This window comes from Micromonospora sp. NPDC005305 (assembly GCF_040607315.1).
Lineage (GTDB): Bacteria > Actinomycetota > Actinomycetes > Mycobacteriales > Micromonosporaceae > Micromonospora.
Genome location: NZ_JBEXGL010000026.1, coordinates 26503 through 46361, shown reverse-complemented (window position 1 = coordinate 46361; position 19859 = coordinate 26503). Strand labels below are relative to the sequence as shown.

17 protein-coding genes and 1 riboswitch are annotated in these 19859 nt (G+C 74.6%); of the genes, 2 read left to right on the top strand and 15 right to left on the bottom strand.

Annotated elements, in window-relative coordinates:
• The 6 genes from ABZS80_RS29065 to rpe form a co-directional block, all read right to left on the bottom strand.
• A complete protein-coding gene (locus ABZS80_RS29065) occupies nucleotides 1–1269 on the bottom strand; it encodes a bifunctional 3,4-dihydroxy-2-butanone-4-phosphate synthase/GTP cyclohydrolase II (protein ID WP_355060792.1) in 1269 nt (422 codons plus the stop codon).
• A complete protein-coding gene (gene pnuC / locus ABZS80_RS29060) occupies nucleotides 1266–1964 on the bottom strand; it encodes a nicotinamide riboside transporter PnuC (protein ID WP_355060790.1) in 699 nt (232 codons plus the stop codon). The genes ABZS80_RS29065 and pnuC overlap by 4 nt, the downstream gene beginning before the upstream one ends.
• Entirely contained in the window at nucleotides 1961–2572 is a 612-nt protein-coding gene (locus ABZS80_RS29055; protein WP_355060788.1) for a riboflavin synthase, read from the bottom strand. Before ABZS80_RS29055 ends, pnuC begins: the two co-directional genes overlap by 4 nt.
• A gap of 1 nt (nucleotide 2573) precedes the next feature.
• Complete coding sequence (ribD, locus tag ABZS80_RS29050; RefSeq protein ID WP_355060786.1) at nucleotides 2574–3635, bottom strand: bifunctional diaminohydroxyphosphoribosylaminopyrimidine deaminase/5-amino-6-(5-phosphoribosylamino)uracil reductase RibD; 1062 nt, start codon at nucleotides 3633–3635, stop codon at nucleotides 2574–2576.
• A 169-nt stretch (nucleotides 3636–3804) separates the two neighbouring features.
• Nucleotides 3805–3976, bottom strand: a riboswitch (FMN riboswitch).
• A gap of 82 nt (nucleotides 3977–4058) precedes the next feature.
• Nucleotides 4059–5015 (bottom strand): response regulator, encoded by a 957-nt coding sequence (locus ABZS80_RS29045; RefSeq protein WP_151461601.1) that lies wholly within the window; start codon nucleotides 5013–5015, stop codon nucleotides 4059–4061.
• Between the two features lie 2 nt (nucleotides 5016–5017).
• On the bottom strand, nucleotides 5018–5698 hold the full coding sequence (rpe, locus tag ABZS80_RS29040; RefSeq protein WP_151461600.1) for a ribulose-phosphate 3-epimerase: 681 nt from the start codon (nucleotides 5696–5698) through the stop codon (nucleotides 5018–5020).
• 259 nt (nucleotides 5699–5957) lie between these two features.
• Here rpe and ABZS80_RS29035 point away from each other — a divergent pair, with 259 nt between their 5' ends.
• Together ABZS80_RS29035 and ABZS80_RS29030 are read left to right on the top strand one after the other, a co-directional pair.
• Nucleotides 5958–6845, top strand: a complete 888-nt coding sequence (locus ABZS80_RS29035; RefSeq protein ID WP_355060783.1) for a septum formation family protein — start codon at nucleotides 5958–5960, stop codon at nucleotides 6843–6845.
• A gap of 87 nt (nucleotides 6846–6932) precedes the next feature.
• A complete protein-coding gene (locus tag ABZS80_RS29030) occupies nucleotides 6933–7823 on the top strand; it encodes a septum formation family protein (protein WP_355060781.1) in 891 nt (296 codons plus the stop codon).
• A gap of 43 nt (nucleotides 7824–7866) precedes the next feature.
• On the opposite strand, the gene ABZS80_RS29025 is transcribed toward ABZS80_RS29030, so the two are convergent.
• From ABZS80_RS29025 to coaBC, 9 genes are all read right to left on the bottom strand, one after another.
• Nucleotides 7867–9588: a M28 family peptidase gene (locus ABZS80_RS29025; RefSeq protein ID WP_355060779.1), complete on the bottom strand. Its 1722-nt coding sequence runs from the start codon at nucleotides 9586–9588 to the stop codon at nucleotides 7867–7869.
• Between the two features lie 219 nt (nucleotides 9589–9807).
• Nucleotides 9808–11256: a transcription antitermination factor NusB gene (locus ABZS80_RS29020; RefSeq protein ID WP_355060777.1), complete on the bottom strand. Its 1449-nt coding sequence runs from the start codon at nucleotides 11254–11256 to the stop codon at nucleotides 9808–9810.
• Complete coding sequence (fmt, locus tag ABZS80_RS29015; protein ID WP_355060843.1) at nucleotides 11253–12179, bottom strand: methionyl-tRNA formyltransferase; 927 nt, start codon at nucleotides 12177–12179, stop codon at nucleotides 11253–11255. The genes ABZS80_RS29020 and fmt overlap by 4 nt, the downstream gene beginning before the upstream one ends.
• A 5-nt stretch (nucleotides 12180–12184) precedes the next feature.
• Complete coding sequence (def, locus tag ABZS80_RS29010) at nucleotides 12185–12745, bottom strand: peptide deformylase (protein ID WP_355060775.1); 561 nt, start codon at nucleotides 12743–12745, stop codon at nucleotides 12185–12187.
• Nucleotides 12746–12787: 42 nt separating this feature from the next.
• A complete protein-coding gene (locus ABZS80_RS29005) occupies nucleotides 12788–14062 on the bottom strand; it encodes a cytochrome P450 (protein WP_355060773.1) in 1275 nt (424 codons plus the stop codon).
• A gap of 83 nt (nucleotides 14063–14145) precedes the next feature.
• Nucleotides 14146–15129 (bottom strand): AAA family ATPase, encoded by a 984-nt coding sequence (locus ABZS80_RS29000; protein WP_355060771.1) that lies wholly within the window; start codon nucleotides 15127–15129, stop codon nucleotides 14146–14148.
• A gap of 226 nt (nucleotides 15130–15355) precedes the next feature.
• The gene (locus tag ABZS80_RS28995) at nucleotides 15356–17287 is read right to left on the bottom strand and encodes a primosomal protein N' (RefSeq protein WP_355060769.1); all 1932 of its coding nucleotides are present in this window, start codon (nucleotides 17285–17287) and stop codon (nucleotides 15356–15358) included.
• Nucleotides 17288–17346: 59 nt separating this feature from the next.
• Complete coding sequence (metK, locus tag ABZS80_RS28990; protein WP_151461592.1) at nucleotides 17347–18552, bottom strand: methionine adenosyltransferase; 1206 nt, start codon at nucleotides 18550–18552, stop codon at nucleotides 17347–17349.
• Nucleotides 18553–18635: 83 nt separating this feature from the next.
• Nucleotides 18636–19844, bottom strand: coding sequence for a bifunctional phosphopantothenoylcysteine decarboxylase/phosphopantothenate--cysteine ligase CoaBC (gene coaBC, locus ABZS80_RS28985; protein WP_355060766.1), 1209 nt, complete (start codon nucleotides 19842–19844; stop codon nucleotides 18636–18638).
• Nucleotides 19845–19859: the final 15 nt, after the last annotated feature.

Sequence of the window (19859 nt, the reverse complement as noted above, 5' to 3'; positions counted from 1 at the left end):
CTACGCTCCGATCTCGTCGCCGGCGACCGGGCGGCCCATCGGCGCCTCGGTCACCTCGTCCAGCCCCTCCAGGAGGTGGCCCATCCGGTCCCGCTTGGTCCGCAGGTATCGCACGTTCTCCGGGTTGGACCGCACCGGCAGCCCCTCCCGGCCGCTCACCGTGAGGCCGTAGCCCTCCAGGCCGGCCCGCTTGGCCGGGTTGTTGGTCAGCAGCCGCATGGAGCGGACGCCGAGGTCGTAGAGGATCTGCGCGCCGGTCCCGTAGTCCCGCGCGTCGGCTGGCAGCCCCAGGTCGAGGTTGGCGTCCACGGTGTCCCGGCCCTGGTCCTGGAGCTGGTACGCCTGGAGCTTGTGCAGCAGGCCGATGCCCCGCCCCTCGTGCCCGCGGACGTAGAGCACCACGCCGCGCCCCTCCTGGGCCACCCGGGCCAGCGCGGCCTGCAACTGCGGGCCGCAGTCGCAGCGCAGCGACCCGAACACGTCCCCGGTGAGGCACTCGGAGTGCACCCGCACGAGCACCTCCCGCCCGTCACCCAGGTCGCCCATGACGAGCGCCACGTGCTCGGCGGTGTCGTGCTCGGCGCGGTAGCCGAGCGCCCGGAACACCCCGTACGGGGTGGGCATCCGCGCCTCGGCGACCTGCTCGACCTGCTTCTCGGTGCGCCGCCGGTAGGCGATCAGGTCGGCGATGGTGATCAGGGTCAGCCCGTGCTCGGCGCAGAACTTCTCCAGGTCGGGCAGGCGCATCATGGTGCCGTCGTCGTTGACCAGCTCGCAGAGCACCCCGGCGGGGCGCAGCCCGGCCAGCCGGGTCAGGTCCACGGCCGCCTCGGTGTGCCCGGGGCGGCGCAGCACCCCGCCCTGGCGGGCGCGCAGCGGCACCACGTGCCCGGGGCGGGCCAGGTCGGTCGGGCCGGTCGACGCGGCGGCGAGCAGCCGGATGGTGTGCGAGCGGTCGGCCGCGGAGATGCCGGTGCTGACCCCCTCCCGCGCGTCCACGGTCACCGTGTACGCGGTGCCCCGCCGGTCCTGGTTGGTGTGGTGCATGGGCGGCAGGTCCAGCCGGTCGCACTCGCTCTCGGTGAGCGGCACGCAGATGTAGCCGGAGGTGTAGCGGACCATGAACGCGACCAGCTCCGGAGTGGCCAGCTCGGCCGCGAAGATCAGGTCGCCCTCGTTCTCCCGGTCCTCGTCGTCGACCACCACGACGGGCCGGCCGGCGGCGATGTCCGCCACCGCCTGCTCGATGCTGCCGAAGGTGCTGCTCATGCCACGGCCTCCGAGTACGTCGGCGGGATCGGGGTGCGGGAGGGCGGGGTCGCGCGGGAGGTGCGCCACCAGGCGTACAGGCCGGCGAGGCAGAACCCGCCGTAGACCAGGTACATGGCGGCCGACGGGTAGAAGCCGCCCTGGAGCAGCAGCGGCACGCCGACCGCGTCGACGGCGATCCAGATCAGCCAGAACTCCACCCAGCCGCGGGCCATGCCGTAGGTGGCCAGCAGGCTGCCGACCAGGATCCAGGCGTCCGGCAGCGGCCCCCAGGAGCCGAGCGCGGCCAGCACCGGGTACGCGGCCGCGGTGCCGACCGCCGCGGCGGCGAGCAGGCCGAGCCGCTCCCGCCAGGTGGCCCAGCGCGGGGTGACCGCCGGGTGCTCGCCGCCGCCGGAGCGTCGGTTGCGTGACCAGCGCCACCAGCCGTAGACGCTGACCGCGAAGAAGAAGACCTGCCGGCCGGCCTGGCCGTAGAGGTCGTGCGCCTGCGGAGTGGCGAACACCCCGCCGAGGAAGACGGTGAACAGCAGCGCGTTGCCGATCATGCCGACCGGCCAGGCCCAGACCACCCGGCGCAGCCCGAGCAGCGCGGAGGCGAGGCCGAAGACGTTGCCGACGATCTCCCGGACCAGCACCGGCGAGCCGGCCACGTGCACCTGGGCGTCGAGCAGCCAGCCGAGCGGGCCCGTCACCGGACACCTCCGGCCGCGCGGTCGCCGAGCAGCCGCTCGACGTACTTGGCCAGCACGTCCACCTCGAGGTTCACCGGGTCGCCGACGCCCTTGGCGCCGAGGGTGGTGAGCTTCAGGGTGGTGGGGATCAGCCCGACCGAGAACCAGTCGTCGCCGACCTCCGCGACGGTCAGCGAGATGCCGTCGACGGTGATCGAGCCCTTCTCCACCACGTAGCGGGACAGCCCGGCGGGCAGCCGGAAGCGGACCGTCTCCCACTGCGCGGCCGGCTCCCGGGACAGCACCTCGCCGACCCCGTCGACGTGCCCCTGCACCAGGTGACCGCCGAGGCGGCTGTTCAACGCGGCGGCCCGCTCCAGGTTGACCGGGTCGCCGGGGCGCAGCGCGCCGAGCGCGGTGCGGCGCAGCGTCTCCCCCATCACGTCGGCGGTGAAGATCCCGCCGTCGACGTCGACCACGGTGAGACAGACCCCGTTGACCGCGATGGAGTCGCCGTGTCGGGCGTCCGAGGTGACCAGCGGGCCGCGGACCGCGACCAGCGCCGAGTCACCCCCGGTCTCCGTGGTCCGGACGATCTCGCCCAGTTCCTCGACGATGCCGGTGAACATGTCAGGCCTCCCTCTTCCGGGGCAGCGCGGTGATCCGCAGGTCGGGGCCGACCTGCGTAACGTCGGTGAGTTCCAGGTCGATGGCGTCGGCGATGGTGGTCACGCCGGCGTCCAGCAGCGCGGTCGGGCCGGCGCCGAGCAGCTTCGGCGCGACGTACCCGACGACCTTGTCGACCAGGCCGGCGGCGAGGAACGCGCCGGCCAGGGTGGGGCCGCCCTCCAGCAGCGCGGCCCGCACGCCGCGGTGGTGCAGCTCCGCGAGCAGCGCCGCGAGGTCGACCCGGCCGTCCGGGCCGGCGCCGACCTCCGCGGCGGTGGCCACCCAGGTCCGGGCGGCGCCGTCGCGGACCCGGGCCTCGGCGGGGGTACGCCCCGAGCTGTCCACCACCACCCGCAGCGGCTGCCGGATGGCCAGGGTGCCGTCGCGCAGGTTGCGGGCGGTGAGCCGGGGGTCGTCGGCGAGCACGGTGCCCACCCCGGCGATGACCGCGTCGACGGTGCCGCGCAGGGCGTGCACGTCGATCCGGGCCGCCTCGGAGGTGATCCACATGCTGGTGCCGTCGGCCGCCGCGGAGCGCCCGTCGAGGGTGGCCGCGTACTTCCAGATGAGGTACGGCCAGCCACGGCGCATCGAGGTGAGCCAGGCGATGTTGCCGGCCTCGGCCTCGTCGCCGCGTACCCCCAGGTCGACCTGGACGCCGGCGGCGCGCAGGGTGGCCGCGCCGCCGGAGGCGACCGGGTTGGGGTCCGGGACGGCGACCACCACGCGGGCGACGCCGGCCGCGATGAGGGCGTGGCTGCAGGGGCCGGTGCGGCCGGTGTGGTCGCACGGTTCCAGGGTGACGACGGCGGTGCCGCCGCGGGCGCGCCGGCCGGCCTGGGCCAGCGCGACGATCTCGGCGTGCGGACCGCCCGCGTAGGCGTGGAAGCCCTCGCCGACGACCTCGCCGTCGGCGTCGAGCAGGACGCAGCCGACCACGGGGTTGGGGCTGGTGGCGCCGAGGCCGCGGGCGGCCAGCGCGATGGCACGACGCATCGCCTCGTCCACGGAGACGCTCGCCATCGCCAGCCCTGCCCTCTCGCTCGCCGGTCGCGCGCGGGCGGGTCGGGGACAGAACGGCACGGGTGCCGCGGACACGCGGCGGCGGAGATCCGGGGACGGCACAGCCGGCCCCGGGGAGCCCACGCGGCGGCTGAGGGTGCTCAGCGCCCGGCAGGGCTCTCCCCGTCCCGCGCGCTGTCTCCCATCCGGACTTTCTGGGGGCGGACGAGCCGCACCCAACCGTCGGCCCCGGATTCTCACCAGGTCCACCGTCCGGCCGAAGCCGTCCGGGTCGCGGGCTTACCACGGTCGGACCGTGGATCACCGCCGGTTCGGAATTTCACCGAGCCCCGCCAGCGCGTGGTGGGTTACACCGGAAGTCTTACACGTCGCGAGGCGGGTCGCGCCACAGAGGCGAGCTACTTCACAGCACGGGTCGGATCGTCACGTCACGCCCCGCCGGCGGTCGACCGCGACGTACGACCCGGGTTGGCTCTTGGCGACCGTTTTCATCTCGGAGGCCACGGCGATCGCCTCGAGGGGGTCGGTGAAGCGTTTGCCGGCGTCGGAGAGGGAGACGCCGATGGAGAGGGTGACCAGGGCGGCGCGGCGGATGTTGCCCCGCCGGTCCTTCAGCTCGACGAAGCCGCGCTCCCGGTCGGTCGGGTCGTAGAGGGCGTCGGCGGCCTTCTCGAAGTCGACCACGGCCCGGCTGGTCAGGGGCCGCACCTGGGACGGGGTGCACACGATGACGAAGTCGTCGCCGCCGACGTGGCCGAGGAAGGCCGGCGGCAGGCCGATCGAGACCACCGCCCGGTGCAGGCTGCGGGCGAGCGCCGAGATGAACTCGTCGCCGCGGACGAAGCCGTAGCGGTCGTTGACGCTCTTGAACCGGTCGATGTCGATGTAGCCGACGGCGTAGTCGACGCCGCTGCGCACCCGGTCGCTGATCTCCCGCCGGATCCGGCTGTTGCCGGGCAGCCCGGTCAGCGGGGAGACCTCCCGGAACTCCTTGTTGCGGCGCAGCGTGGAGCTGACCCGGGCGACCAGCTCGGCGGTGTCGAAGGGCTTGACCAGGTAGTCGTCGGCGCCCGCGCTGAGGCCGTTGACCTTGTCGGAGGTCATCCCCTTGGCGGTCAGCATGATCACCGGCAGGGCGGAGGTCATCGGGTCGGCGCGCAGCCGGCGGGTCAGCTCCAGCCCGTCGATCCGCGGCATCATGAGGTCGACCACGGCCAGGTCCGGCCGGTGCCGCTCGATGACCTCCAGGGCCTCCTGGCCGTCGCCGGCGTGCAGCACCTCGAAGCCGTGCAACCGCAGGTTGAACTCGACGAAGCGGGCGATGTCCTCGTCGTCGTCGACGACCAGGATCACGTCGGGTCGGTCGCCGGCCGGGTCCATGGTCAGACCCCGGTCGCTGCGCGTTCCGCCAGGCCGCGCAGCCGGCGGACCGCCTCGGCCGGGTCGTCGGCCCCGTAGACCGCGGTGCCGGCCACGAAGGCGTCGGCGCCCGCCGCGGCGGCCTGTTCGATGGTGTCCGCGGCGATCCCGCCGTCCACCTCGATGCGCAGCTCCAGGTGGCCGCTCGCGACGTGCCGCCGGGCGGCGCGCACCTTGTCGAGCAGTTGGGGGATGAACCGCTGGCCGCCGAAGCCGGCCTTGATCGTCATGATCAGCAGCGTGTCGAAGCTCGGCAGCAGGTCCAGGTACGGCTCGATCGGGGTGTCCCGGTCGATCGCCAGCCCCGCCTTCGCGCCGGCCGAGCGCAGGTCCTTGGCCAGCGCCACCGGGTCGTCGCACGCCTCGGCGTGGAACGTCACGTTGTACGCCCCGGCGTCGGCGTACCCGGGCGCCCAGCGCCGCGGGTCCTCGATCATGAGGTGCACGTCGAACGGAAGCTGGGTGGCCGCCCGCAGGCTCTGCACCACCGGCAGCCCGATGGTCAGGTTCGGCACGAAGTGGTTGTCCATGACGTCCACGTGCAACCAGTCCGCGGCGTGCTCGACGGCGCGGACCTCGTCGGCGAGGCGGGCGAAGTCGGCGGCCAGGATGCTGGGCGCGACGATCAGCGGCGGTACGGTCACGGGGCCAGTGTACGAAGGCGCTCACCCGGCGTCCGCAGCGCGGCACCGCCGGGAGCCCGCTGTGACCCCGACGTGACCCGCCGTGCAGAATCGGCCGGTCCGGCGCGGAAAGACGACACGAAAAGTCATCCGCGGCTGGCCGAACGATCGAAACAGGACGAAACTCCTACAGGGACTGTCACGTATGCTGCACGCCCGGTCGCGGGGAACGCCGCACGCGCCGCGGCGACCGGCTGTCATCTCCCGGGAAGGGCGGACGATGCGACGGTGGCTCCTGGCGCTGGCGCTGGCCGGCACGGCGACGGTGGCCCTGACCGGCTGCGTCCCACCGCAACGGGCCGACGGGGACCTCACCGACGACTGGGCCGCGCTGCCGGCGCCGCGCCTGTTCGTCCCCGCCACGGACGCCTGCCTGTCCCGGCTCACCGCCGTGGTGCAGGCCGCCACCTACGAGACGGTCGACTGTGCGGGCAGCCATCTGGCCGAGACGGTGCACGTGGGCACCTTCACCGGGCCGGCGGCGGAGGGCGCGCGGCCGGAACCGGGCTCGCCCGGGCTGCGCACCGCCCGCGCCGAGTGCGACCAGCGGGCCCGGGAGGTGATCGGCGGGGACTGGCACTCCGCCCGGCTCACCTTGAACATCGCGCTGCCCCCGGTCACCGCCTGGGTGAGCGGCGCCCGCTGGTTCCGCTGCGACCTCGCTGAGACCGACAGCATCGACAACACCCGGCCCATCAACCGGGTGGGCAGCCTGCGCGGCGCCATGGTGGGCGACAGCCCACTGGTGCACCGCTGTTTCGACCCGAAGCTGATCGGCGACAACCTGAACTACATGGCCCCGGTGCTCTGCACCGAGCCGCACCGCGCCGAGTTCGTCGGCGTGTTCGAGGAACGGGACATGAGCTGGGCGGACTTCACCCGGGCCGCCCCCGAGGTGCACCGCCGCTGCATGGCGCTGATCGCCGCCTTCGCCGCGGTGCCGAACAACGCCGACCTGCCGTACCGGGCCGGTTCGATCTTCTACCCGCCGTCGCAGCGGGAGTGGGAGGAGGGCGACCGGGGGGTGCGCTGTTTCCTGTGGAGCGACGACCGGAAGCTGACCCGGTCGGTGCGCGGGGCCGGCCCGGAGGGACTGCCGGTCAGCTGAGCCCCGGTGTCGTATGCTGCACCGCCGAGGCGTACCCGGTGCTCCGCGCCGGTCGGGCGACCACGGACGACGGGGAGGTCGGTCGGGATGCGGCGATGGTGGGCGGCGGTCGCCGTGGGTGTCACGGCGGTGTTGGCGCTCGGCGGCTGCGGCGCGCCGGCCGGGGTCGACCGCGACCTGGCCGACGACTGGCCCGCCTTCGGCGCCCCCGTGGCCTTCCTGCCCCAGTCCGGCGCCTGCCACCCCACGGTCCAGGACGTCGGCTACCTCAGCGGCTGGAACCCGGTGGACTGCGCCGCCGCGCACCGCGCCGAGACGCTGTACGTGGGCACCCTGACCGGCCCGGACGCCGGGCGCGGCGCTCCCCCGCGGGCCGGGTCGACCGGCGCCCGGACCGCGCACGCCGAATGCGCGAAGCAGGTCAACAAGGCCGTCGGCGCCGAGTGGCGCTCGGGGCGGCTGCGGCTGTCGGTGGTCTTCCCGTCGGCCCCGGCCTGGACCGGCGGGGCCCGCTGGTTCCGGTGCGACGCCGCCGAGGTCGCCAGCCTGGACGACGGCAGCATCGTGGCGCGACGCGGCAGCCTGCGCAACGCCCTGAAGGCGGGCTCGCCCCTGGCGCTGGGGTGCTTCAACCCGAAGCTCAGCAAGGGCGAGGTGGAGGAGATGCGGCCGGTCGCCTGCACCGCCAAGCACCACGCCGAGTTCGTCGGGGTCTTCCGGTTCCCCGACCTCAGCTACGCCGAGTTCCAGCGCACCACGCTCCGGGCGCACAAGGGCTGCCGCGGGCTGATCGCGAAATACGTCAAGGTGCCCGACAACAGCGACATGGTCTACCGGGCCGGCACGATCATCTACCACCCCTACGAGGAGGAGTGGCAGGACGGCGACCGCGGCGTGCAGTGCTTCCTCTGGGTCTCGGACCGGACGCTGACCCGCTCGCTCAAGGGCGGCGGCAGCCGGGCGCTGCCGGTCACCTGAGCGGGAGCGGGGCGGACCCGCAGGTCCACCCCGCCCGGGTTGCTCAGCCGACCTGCAGCGTCACGTCGTCGACGACGAAGCTGGTCTGGAGCGAGGCGTCCTCCACCCCGGTCCACTTCAGCGTGACGGTCTGCCCGGCGTACGCCGCCAGGTTGAAGCTGCGCTGGGTGTAGCCGCTCGCCTTGTTGAGGTTCGAGTACGTCGCGAGCGTGGTCGTGCCGACCTGCACGGTCAGCTTGTCGTACGCGGTGCTCGTCGTGGTCTCCGCCGTGTCGATGTGCAGCCAGAAGGACAGCGTGTAGCTGGCGCAACCGGCCGGGATGCTCACCGACTGCGACAGCGTGTCGGTGTGGGTGCTGCCGTAGCCGTCGAGCCACGCCTTGTAGGAGCCCGTCCGGGCCGCCTGGCTCGTCGAGTTCGTGATGACGCCGGAGGTGGCCGTCCACGGCGTGCTGCCCGACTCGAAGCTGCTGTTGCCGATGAGCTGGCCGCCGGCGCAGCCGCCGGTGCCGGTCACCGTGAGGCTGTAGGCGGTGGTGCGGGTGACCGAGCCGGTCGCGTTGACCGTGATGGTGAAGGTGCCGGTGGTCGCCGATGCGGAGGCGCTGACCGTCATGGTGGCCGAGCCGCCCGAGGTGACCGAGGGCGGGCTGAAGCTCACCGTCACCCCGCTCGGGGCGCCGGTGGCCGACAGGCTCACCGTCTGGGCGCTGCCGCTGGTGGTGGCGGTGCTGACCGTCGCGGTGGTGGAGCCGCCCCGGGCGACGCTGCCGGAGGTGGGGCTCACCGCGACGGAGAAGTCGTTGGTCGGGGTGCCGCCACCGACCGCGAGCTGCCAGATCGCGTACGCCACACCGTCGGCGCTGCGGTTGAGCACCGTCGCGCTGATGTTGGCGGTGGTGTCGCAGGAGCGGTGGTAGCAGGGGTCGTACGCCGAGTTGACGGTGCCGCCCCACTTGCTCACCTGGGCGCTGGTCTTGCGCGCGCTGGCGCCGGCCGCGTAGCCGGAGGTGGGGATGCCGGCCTGCTGGAAGGAGTAGTCGTCGGAGCGGCCCTGGCCCTCGACGTTCTCCTCGGGCTGGAGGTTCAGCGAGTCCCAGTACGCCTTCAGCGGCGCGGCGGTGGTGGAGGTGAGCCGGTTGATGAAGTAGCCGCCGTTGGTCGAGCCCACCATGTCGAAGTTGTAGTAGCCCTTGAGGTAGCCCTTCTGGGTGGCGCTGAGCGAGTTGACGTAGAACTCCGAGCCGTTGAGGCCCTGCTCCTCGTCGGTCCACCAGGCGAACCGCACCCGCTTGGTCATGCTCGGGTTCTGACCGGCCAGGACCAGCGCGTTCTCCAGCAGGGTGGCCGAGCCGGAGCCGTTGTCGTTGATGCCCGGGCCGGCGGAGACGCTGTCCAGGTGCGCGCCGAACATGACGACCTGGTCGGCCGGGCCCTGCGGCCACTCGGCGATGAGGTTGTTCGACCGGTAGGTGCAGGTCGTGCAGACCTGCTCGGAGACCGTGTAGCCGGCGGCCTGGAGCTTGGCCTTCACGTAGCTGACGGAGGCGGTGTAGCCGGCCGAGCCGGCCCGCCGGTTGCCGCCGTTGCTGCTCGCGATGCTGTTGAGCTGGGTGAGGTGGGCCTGGACGTTGGTGACCGAGATGTCCGGCGCGGCGGCGGCGAGCGCGGGGGCGGCGCTCGCCGGGGCGGGGGCGGCCAGGGTCGCCGTCACGGCGGCGAAGAGGGCGAGCGCGAGGCCCGCGGTCGGCGTTCTGCGTCTCATGGGGACTCCTCGTGGGGGTCGGCGGGACGTGCTGGCGGGGTGGGCGCGACCCGTGGGCCCCGGTGGGAGCCTCCGCGTCGGCGGACCGGTGCTCGGACAGTTACATGTATCGATGTAAGAGTCAACGGAGATGTCACATGACACAAAGCGGGACCGGCGTCGCCGGTCCCGCTTTTGTGGTCCACCTCTGGACATTCGGCCCGTCGGCCGGGCCCGCGCTCAGCCCCTGCGCAGCACCGCCAGGAACATGGCGTCCGTGCCGTGCCGGTGCGGCCACAGCTGGACCGTGGGGCCGTCCCCCAGCCCCGGCATGCCGGCGGGCAGCAGCGGGCGGGCGTCGACGAAGTCGACCGGGAAGCCGCACCGGCGGGACGCCTCGGTCACCGTCACATGCGTCTCCACGGTGTGCGGCGAGCAGGTCACGTAGGCGACCAGGCCGCCCGGCCGGACGGCGCGCAGCGCGGCGGTGAGCAACTCCCGCTGCAACCGGGTCAGCGGCGGCAGGTCCGACGGCTGGCGGCGCCAGCGGGACTCCGGCCGCCGGCGCAGCGAGCCGAGGCCGGTGCACGGGGCGTCGACCAGAACCCGGTCGAAGTGCCCCTCCGGCAGCTTCGGATCGGCCCCGACCGTGCGCCCGTCGGTGTGCAGCACGGCGACCGGCAGGCCCCGGGTGGCCTGCTCGACCAGCCGGGCCCGGTGCTCGGCGACCTCGACCGCGGTGAGCCGGGCGCCGCGCTCCGCGGCCAGGGCGCCGAGCAGGCCGGCCTTGCCGCCCGGGCCGGCGCACAGGTCGAGCCAGCGGCCGTCCGGGCCGTCCAGCGGCGCCACCGCGAGGGCGTTCGCCACCAGCTGGGAGCCCTCGTCCTGGACGTGCGCGCGCCCCTCGGCCACCGCCGCCAGCTCACCCGGCGCGCCGCCGGAAAGGTAGACCGCGTAGGGCGAGAAGGCGCCGGGCGCCCCGCCGACCTCGTCGGCCAGCGCCACCGGGTCGGCCAGCCCGGGCCGGGCGCACAGGTGCACCGGCGGGCGCTCGTTGTCCTCCATGAGCAGCCGGGCCGTCTCGCGCAGGTCACCGCCGAGCGCCTCGGCGAAGGCCCGCACGATCCACTGCGGGTGGCTGTACGCCAGCGCGAGGTGGCCGATCGGGTCGGTCTCCTCGGACGGGGCGAGCTTCGCCACCCAGCCGTCGACGTCGCGGCTCGCCACCTCGCGGAGCACCGCGTTGGCGAAGCCCGTGGCCGCGGGGCCCACGGTCCGGACGAGGTCCACGGTGGACGAGACGGCCGCGTGCGCCGGCACCCGGGTGTGCAGGAGCTGGTACGTCCCGAGCCGCAGCGCGTCGCGCACCGGCGGGTCGATCCGCTGCACGTCCCGGCCGGCCGCATCCGTGATGATCGCGTCCAGGGTGCCGGTGTGCCGGAGCGTGCCGTAGGTCAGCTCGGTGGCGAAGGCGGCGTCCCGGCCAAACAACCCCTCGTCGCGCAGCATGGCCGGCAGCACGAGGTTGGCGTACGCGTCGTCCCGGTGCACCGCCGCGATCGCCTGGAACGCGACGTGCCGGGGCAGGTCGACGGACGGCCGGACCGGCCGCCGGACGCCACCGCGCCGGTCGGCGCCGAAGCGCCCCTCGCGCGAGCGGTCGCCCCGGGGCCCGGACGGCCCGGTCATGCGAGCACCTCGCCGGCGGCGACCCGGACGCCGCGCGCCCAGTCGCCGGCCGACATGGCCTTCTTGCCGGCCGCGCGCACCTCGCCGAGCTGCACCGGGACGGTGCCCGTGCCGGCCAGCACCCGCGACTTCTCCACCAGCAGCTCGCCCGGCTTCAGCTCCGGGCCGTTGGCCACCGCGCTGACCGGGCCGAGCTTGACCCGGTCGCCCCGGAACGTGGTCCACGGGCCGGGGGCCGGGGTGCAGGCGCGGATCCGGCGGTCCACCGCGAAGGCCGGGTCGGCCCAGCGGACGCGGGCGTCCTCGACGGTCAGCTTCGGCGCCAGGGAGACCCCGTCGGCCGGCTGCGGCTCGGCCCGGGCGGTGCCGGCCGCCAGCGCGTCGAGCACCGCGACCAGCAGCCCGGCGCCGGAGTGGGCGAGCCGCTCCAGCAGGTCGCCGGAGGTGTCGGCGGGCCGCACCTCGTCGGTGACGGTGCCGTAGACCGGGCCGGTGTCCAGCCCTTCCTCCAGCTGGAAGACGCTGGCCCCGGTCAGCTCGTCGCCGTGCAGCACGGCGTGCTGCACGGGCGCCGCGCCGCGCCAGGCCGGCAGCAGCGAGAAGTGCAGGTTGATCCAGCCGAGCCGCGGGATCTCCAGCGCCGCCGGCGGCACCAGCGCGCCGTAGGCGACCACCGGCACGCAGTCCGGAGCCAGCTCGCGGAGCCGGTCCAGGAACTCGGGCTCGCGCGGCCGGGCCGGGGTGAGCACCTCGACGCCGTGCGCGTCGGCCCAGGCACCGACCGGGGAGCGGTGCAGGCCCCTCCCCCGGCCGGCGGGCGCGTCGGGGCGGGTGACCACGGCGAGCAGGTCGTGGGCGGAGGCGGCGATCGCGTCCAGCGCGGGGACCGCGACGGCCGGCGTGCCGGCGAAGACCAGGCGCATCCGGGTCACCGCCCCAGGCCGAACGGGTTGGCGGCGGCGTGCGGGCTGAGCTTGACGGTGGGCGGGGCGGCCTCGTCGTACCACTCGGCCTGGCGGATCGCCTTCATGGCCTCCTTGCGACCGGCCGGGTCGAGCCGGTCGACGAAGAGCACCCCGTCGAGGTGGTCGGTCTCGTGCTGCACGCAGCGGGCCATCAGGCCGGTGCCGACGATCTGCAGCGGGTCGCCGTAGCCGTTGAAGCCCTTGGCGATGACGTTCTGCCGGCGCTTCGTGTCGAAGTAGAGCCCCGGGATGGACAGGCAGCCCTCCGGGCCGTCCTGCTCCTCCTCGTCGGGAAACTCCAGCACCGGGTTGACCAGGTGCCCCAGGACGTCGTCGACGTCGAAGGTGAACACCCGCAGGCCCACCCCGAGCTGCGGCGCGGCCAGGCCGGCGCCGCTCTGCTCGCGCATCGTGTCGGTCAGGTCGGCGATCAGCTTGCGCAGCTCGACGTCGAAGTCGACGACCGGGTCGGCCGGCGTGCGCAGAACCGGATCGCCGAACAGACGGATGGGCTGGACGGTCACGCGGAGTGGCTCCTTGTCTGGGACGGGTTGTGCCGTACCAGTCTACGGAGTCGATCCGGTCGCCCCGGCCGGCGTACCGCGATCGGTGACCGACGACGCCCCGTCACCCACGGTGACCGGCAGGGTGGCGTATCCGCGCAGGGTGAGCCGGACCCGCCGCTCCCCGCGCCCGGCCAGGGCGAGGCCGGGCAGCCGGCGCAACAGCAGCGGGAACGCCACCTGCGCCTCCAGCCGGGCCAGGCCCGCGCCGAGGCAGTAGTGCGGGCCGGCGCCGAAGGACAGGGGGTGCACCTGCGGGCGCCACGGGTCGAACCGCTCCGGCTCCGGATAGCGGCCCGGGTCCCGGTTGGCCGCGCCGAGCATCACGATGAGCCAGCTCCCGGCCGGCAGGTCCACGCCGCCGTGCCGGGCCGGCTCGGTGCTCATCCGGGAGGTGAGCTGCACCGGGGAGTCGTAGCGCAGCAGCTCCTCGACGTAGCCGGGCGCGAACTCGGGGTGCTCGCGCAGCGCCGCCGCGTCGCGGGGATGGTCGAGAAGCACCACCAGGCCGTTGCCGAGCAGGTTGGTGGTCGTCTCGAAGCCGGCCACCAGCAGCACGATCAGGTTCGCCAGCAGCTCGTCGCCCGAAAGCCGGTCACCGTCGGTGTCGTGCGCCTGGACCAGCGCGGTGGTCAGGTCGTCGGCCGGGGCGCGCCGGCGGGCCGCCACCAGCTGGGTGAAGTAGTCGCGCAACTCACCCGCGCCCCGGTCGGCCACGGCCAGCTCCTCGGGGGTGATCTCGGGCTCCAGCACGCCGGTCAGGTCGGTGGCCCAGCGCCGGAACAACGGCCGGTCGGCCGCCGGCACCCCGAGCAGCGCGCAGATCACCCCCACCGGCAGCGGGTACGCGAACTCGGCCATGAAGTCGACCGGCGCGCCGTCCCGGCCGCGCTCCAGCATCCCGTCGATCAGTCGGTCGGCCTGCGCCTCGACCACCTCGCGCATGGCGGCGATGCGGCGCGGGGTGAAGGCCCCCGCCGCCAGCCGGCGCATCCGGCTGTGGTCGGGCGGGTTGGTGCGCAGCATCGACCGGGAGATCGACAGGACCGCGGGGCTCTCCCGCCAGCCGGGCAGGAGCTGGTCGCGCAGGTCGTCGTCCATCACCCCGAACCGGGCGTCGCGGAGGATCGCGTCGGCCTCGGTGTAGCCGGTCACCACGTAGAAGACCGGCCCGGCCTGGACCACCGTGCCGTGCGCGCGCAGCCGCTCGTACGTCGGGTACGGGTCGACCCGACCCGAGGGCGACATCAGCAGCGCGAGGGCGTCAGCAGCATCCACGGTCGGCCTCCCCAGGCATCGGAGACCTTCATCATGCTCCGGTCCGCCGGATCGGGCGATCCCCTCGCCGCGCCCGCGGCCGGTCAGGCGCCGGTGCCCGGCTCCCCGGCCAGCACCGCGTCCCCGCCCAGCAGGGCGTGCTCGGGCAGCGGCAGCGCGAGGCCGTGCGCGGCCTCCCAGTCGTGGATCAGGCTGGGCCGGGCCTGGGCGGCGAAGAAGTCGACCGCGCTCAGCCCGCCGACCACCGGCTCGTCGACCTCGGCGACCAGCCGGGCGGGGACCAGCGGGAAGCCGCTCTGCAGGGCGGCGCTGAGCCGGCGGTGGCCGTCGACCACGAAGAAGTACTCGCCGGTGTAGCCGATGGTCAGCGGCTCCAGGGCCTCGTCGCCGGACCCGGCCACCTCGCCGACGAACTCCGAGTCCCACAGCCCGCGCAGGGTGGCGATGTCCTCGGTCGGGTAGACCCGGGCCGGGTCGAGCAGCAGCAGCGGCTGGCCGTCGCGCAGCACCTCCGCGCCGAGCCGCCCCTCGTAGACGTCGATCACGTGCTGGATCACCTGCTCGGGGGTGGCCCGGGTGGTGTCGCAGACCAGGTCGTAGTTGCGCAGGCGGGCCTTGTCGACGCCGTAGCGCACGATGAACCGGTTGCGCTCGCTCTCGCTGCGCTCGCGGAGCTTGGCCTTCGCCTCCTCCATGGAGGTGTAGCTCTCCGCCGGGCCGGACGGGCGGGCCAGCACCCGCCGGGCCGCCTCGGTCGGCTCGGTGATCATGTGCACCTTGAGCGCGTCGGTGAAGAAGTGCCAGGCCAGCCGGGAGTCCATGACGAGGCTCTCGCCGGAGGCGGCGATGTCCCGCTGGAGCTGGTCGACGTAGCCGTCGACGGCCTGGTCCAGCTCGGCGTGCAGGTTGAGCTGGAGGGCGGTCATCTGCCGCTCCTGCGCCATCTGGCGGTAGAGGTCGCCGACGCTCACCCGGCGCAGCCCCAGCCGCTTGGCGATCTCGACGGAAACGGTGCTCTTGCCGCTGCCGAGGTCACCGTTGAAGACGATCGACTGACGAACGGTCACGACTGGTCCACCCCTGATCACCGGCTGATTGACATCATCGAATCCGCGTCGGCTCGACGCGCTCCCGCTTCGCCGCGCCGCGACCGTGAGCCGTCGTGCGCCTGGGCATGACGGGCAACGCTATCACGCGTTCTCCACCCATTTGCCGCACGAGGTGTGCGACAAACCGCTGCTCACGACCGTACGCGACGGCCCGGGTGCGGCACGTCACGGGCGGCCGGCGCGCTCAGAACAGGCTGAGCGGGTCGATCTGGAGCCGGACCGGGTCCGCCGCCTTGCGGGCGCTGCGCTGCCCGGCGGCCGCGTGCAGCGCCCCGGCCAGGGCGGCGGCCCGGGCCCGGGGCACCCGGACCAGCATCCGCTCCCGCCCCTCGTCGGCCGGCACCGGGCCGAGCACCTCGGCGCCGTCCGGCAGCCGGGTGCCGGCCAGCAGGTCGGCCACCGCGTCGGCCACGCCGGTGACGCTGGCCATCCGCACCGCCGGCGGGAAGCCCAGCTCGCGGCGCTCGGCCAGTTCCCGGGTGGCGAACCAGGCCGAGTCCCAGCGCAGCAGCGCCTGCACAGGCGCGAGCGCGCCGTCGGCGACCACCACCACCCGGCCGCCGGCCGGACCGGGCCGGGCCAGCGCGGCGGCGGCCAGCCAGCGGCGCAGCGCCTCCTCCCCGGCCCGCAGGTCGGCCCGGGTGAGCAGGGCCCACGAGTCGAGCAGCAGCACCCCCCCGTAGCCGCCCTCGGCCACCGGCTCCGCGCCCGGGGTGGCGATCACCAGACCGGCGCCGGCCGGCACGGCCGCGAGCACCTCCTCCCGCCCCGAGGTGCGCACCGGCACCCCGGGAAACGCCCGGCCCAGCTCCTCGGCGGTCCGCCGGGCGCCGGTGACCGACGCGCGCAGCCGCCGCCCCCCGCACTCCGGGCAGGCGTACGCGGCGGCGACCCGCCCGCACCAGCGGCAGGCGGGCACCCCGTCGGCCGACGGCAGGCCCAGCGGTCCGGCGCAGTGCGGGCAGCGGGCCGGGGCCCGGCACTCGGCGCAGGCCACCGAGGGCAGGTAGCCGCGGCGGGGCACCTGCACCAGCACCGGCAGGTCGGCGCGGAGCGCGTCCCGGGCGGTCGTCCAGGCCAGGCTGGGCAGCCGGGCGGTGGCGGCCCCCGGGTCCCGGGCCAGGTGCGGGTCGTCCCCGGTCGGCGCGATCGCCGGCATGCGGGCCCGCACGGTCGCCCGGTCGGCGGCCACCTCGCGGGCCCAGCCGGTCTCCACCAGCAGTTGGGCCTCGGCGGTGCGGGCGTAGCCGCCCACGAGGGCGGCGGTCCCCCCGAGCTGGGCGCGGGTGAGCAGCACCTCCCGGGCGTGCGGGTAGGGCGCCCTCGGCTCGGCGTGCAGGTCGTCCCCGTCGTCCCAGACGGCGACCAGGCCGAGCCGCTCGACCGGGGCGAACATGGCCGCCCGGGTGCCGATCACCACGGGCACGTCGCCGCGCCGGGCCGCGAGGAAGGCGCGGTAGCGGCGGGCCGGCCCGGCCGCCGCGGAGAGGCAGGCGTGCCGTCCCGGCCCGAGGACGGCGGTCAGGGCCGCGTCGAGCCGGTCCAGGTCCCGGGCGTCGGCCACCACGACCACCGCGCCCCGGCCGCCGGCCACGGTGGCCGCCACGGCGTCGGCGTACCGGTCGGCCCAGTCCTCGCCGGGCAGCGCGGACCAGACGGCCCGGGGCGCCCGGCCGGCGGTGAGGGCGCGCAGGAGGGCCGGCCCGGCCGGGTAGTCGCGCCAGCCCCGCGGGTCGACCGGCGTGGGGTCGGCCACCTCGCCCGGGGTGTCGTCCGTGTCGGCCGTGTCGGTCGCCGTGACGTCCTTCTCGACCCGGGCGTGCCGGGGTGGGACGGCGAGCCGAAGCACGTCGGCGAGGCTGCCGGCGTAGCGGTCGGCGACCGCGCGGGCCAGCGCGGCCACCTCCGGCGCCAGCACCGGCACCGGGGAGACGACCTTCTCCAGGTACGCCAGCTTCGGGTGCGCGGACTCCGCGACGCGCTCCAGCAGCCAGCCGTCGACGAGCTGCCCGGCGAAGCGGACCTTCACCCGCACCCCGGGCCGGGCGTCGGCGTCCAGGGTGTCGGGGACGAGGTAGTCGAAGGGCCGGTCGAGGTGCGGCAGGGGCACGTCCACGCAGACGCGAGCGACCGGCGACCCCTCGGCGGGTCGCCGGTCGCCGCGCCTGGCGCCGGTCAGGCTCCCGCGGCCGACTTGAGGTCGGCGGCCCGGTCGGTGCTCTCCCAGGTCAGGTCCGGCAGCTCGCGGCCGAAGTGACCGTAGGCAGCGGTCTGCTGGTAGATCGGGCGGAGCAGGTTGAGGTCCCGGATGATCGCGGCGGGGCGCAGGTCGAAGACCTCGGCGACGGCCTTCTCGATCGAGGCGACCGGCACGGTCTCGGTGCCGAAGGTCTCGATGAAGAGGCTCACCGGGTGGGCCTTGCCGATGGCGTACGCGACCTGCGCCTCGCAGCGCTCGGCCAGGCCGGCGGCGACCACGTTCTTGGCGACCCAGCGCATCGCGTACGCCGCCGAGCGGTCCACCTTGGACGGGTCCTTGCCGGAGAACGCGCCGCCGCCGTGGCGGGCGTAGCCGCCGTAGGTGTCGACGATGATCTTCCGGCCGGTGAGGCCGGCGTCGCCCATCGGGCCGCCGATCTCGAAGCGCCCGGTCGGGTTGACCAGCAACCGGTAGCCCTCGGTGTCCAGGCCGAGGCCCTCCAGCTCCGGGGTGATGACGTGGTCGCGGACGTCCGGCGTGAGCAGCGATTCGAGCGAGATGTCGGCCGCGTGCTGGCTGGAGACCACGACGGTGTTGAGCCGCGCCGGGCGCAGCCCGTCGTACTCGATCGTCACCTGGGTCTTGCCGTCGGGCCGCAGGTAGGGGATCGTGCCGTCCTTGCGGACCTGGGCGAGCCGGCGGGCCAGCCGGTGGGCGAGCGCGATCGGCAGCGGCATCAGCTCGGGCGTCTCGGAGCAGGCAAAGCCGAACATCATGCCCTGGTCGCCGGCGCCCTGCGCGTCCAACGCGCTCTCCGACGATCCGGTGCGCAGCTCGAACGCGTTGTCGACGCCCTGCGCGATGTCCGGCGACTGGGCGCCGATGGAGACGCTCACGCCGCAGGAGGCGCCGTCGAAGCCCTTCTTCGACGAGTCGTAGCCGATCGACAGGATGGTGTCCCGCACGATGGTGGGGATGTCGGCGTACGCCTTCGTGGTCACCTCGCCGGCGACGTGCACCTGGCCGGTGGTGATCAGGGTCTCGACCGCCACGCGGCTGTGCGGGTCCTGCGCGAGCAGTGCGTCGAGAATGCCGTCACTGATCTGGTCGGCGATCTTGTCCGGGTGGCCTTCCGTGACCGATTCGGACGTGAAGAGACGTGTCACGGCACTCCTAAGCATGTGAAGACTTTTAAAGGTCGCTCGGCGGCAGTTTAGTCACCGTGCTCCCAGGGTGACCCGGCGAACCGGAGAGTGACCAACCGTCAGGACCGCCCCGGCAACCGGGCGGCCACGAGGTCCCAGACGGCGTCGGCCAGGTCCTCCTTGGGCTGCTCGGGCATCCGGTGCACCGACCCGTCCGCCCCGATCACGGTGGCGGCGTTGGTCTCGGCCCCGAAGACCTTGTCCACCCCGACCTCGTTGATCACGATGAGGTCGGCGCGCTTGCGGGCGAGCTTGGCCCGGCCGTTGGCCTCGGCGTCGCCGGTCTCCGCGGCGAAGACCACCAGCACCTGCTCCGGTCGCCGGCGCCGGCCCAGCTCGGCCGCGATGTCCGGGTTGGTGACCAGCTCGATCGTGGGCGCGCTGCCGTCGTCCGACTTCTTGATCTTACCGGGCGCGTACGTCGCCGGGCGGAAATCGGCGGGCGCGGCGGCCATCACCACGGCGTCCGCGTCGGCGGCCGCCTCCAGGGTCGCCTTGCGCAGCTCCTCGGTGCTGCCCACCCGGACCAGGTCCGCCCCGGCCGGATCGGCGAGCGCGACGTTGGCCGAGACCAGGGTGACCCGGGCGCCCCGGGCCACGGCGGCGCGGGCGAACGCGTAGCCCTGCTTGCCGGAGGAGCGGTTGCCGAGGAAGCGGACCGGGTCGAGCGGCTCCCGGGTGCCGCCGGCGGTGACCACCACGTGCCGCCCGGCCAGGTCGGCGGGGGCGGCGCCGCCGCGGGCCAGGGCCCGGCGGGCGACCGCGAAGATCTCGGCCGGGTCGGGCAGCCGGCCCTTGCCGGTGTCCTTGCCGGTGAGCCGGCCGACCGCGGGCTCGATCACCAGGACGCCGCGGGACCGCAGGGTGGCCACGTTGGCGACGGTGGCCGGGTGCTCCCACATCTCGGTGTGCATGGCCGGCGCGAGCACCACCGGGCAGCGCGCGGTCAGCAGGGTGTTGGTGAGCAGGTCGTCGGCGAGGCCGTGGGCGGCCTTGGCGAGCAGGTCGGCGGTGGTGGGCGCCACCACGACCAGGTCGGCGTGCTGCCCGAGGCGGACGTGCGGCACCTCGTGCACGTCGGACCAGACGTCGTCGGCGACCGGCTGGCCGGAGAGCGCGGCCCAGGTCGGCGCCCCGACGAAACGGAGCGCCGACGCGGTCGGCACGACCCGGACCCGGTGACCCGACTCGGTGAGGAGCCGGAGCAGCTCACACGCCTTGTAGGCGGCGATGCCGCCACCGACCCCGAGGACGATCTCGGCGGCCATCGGCGCGGGCGGGGC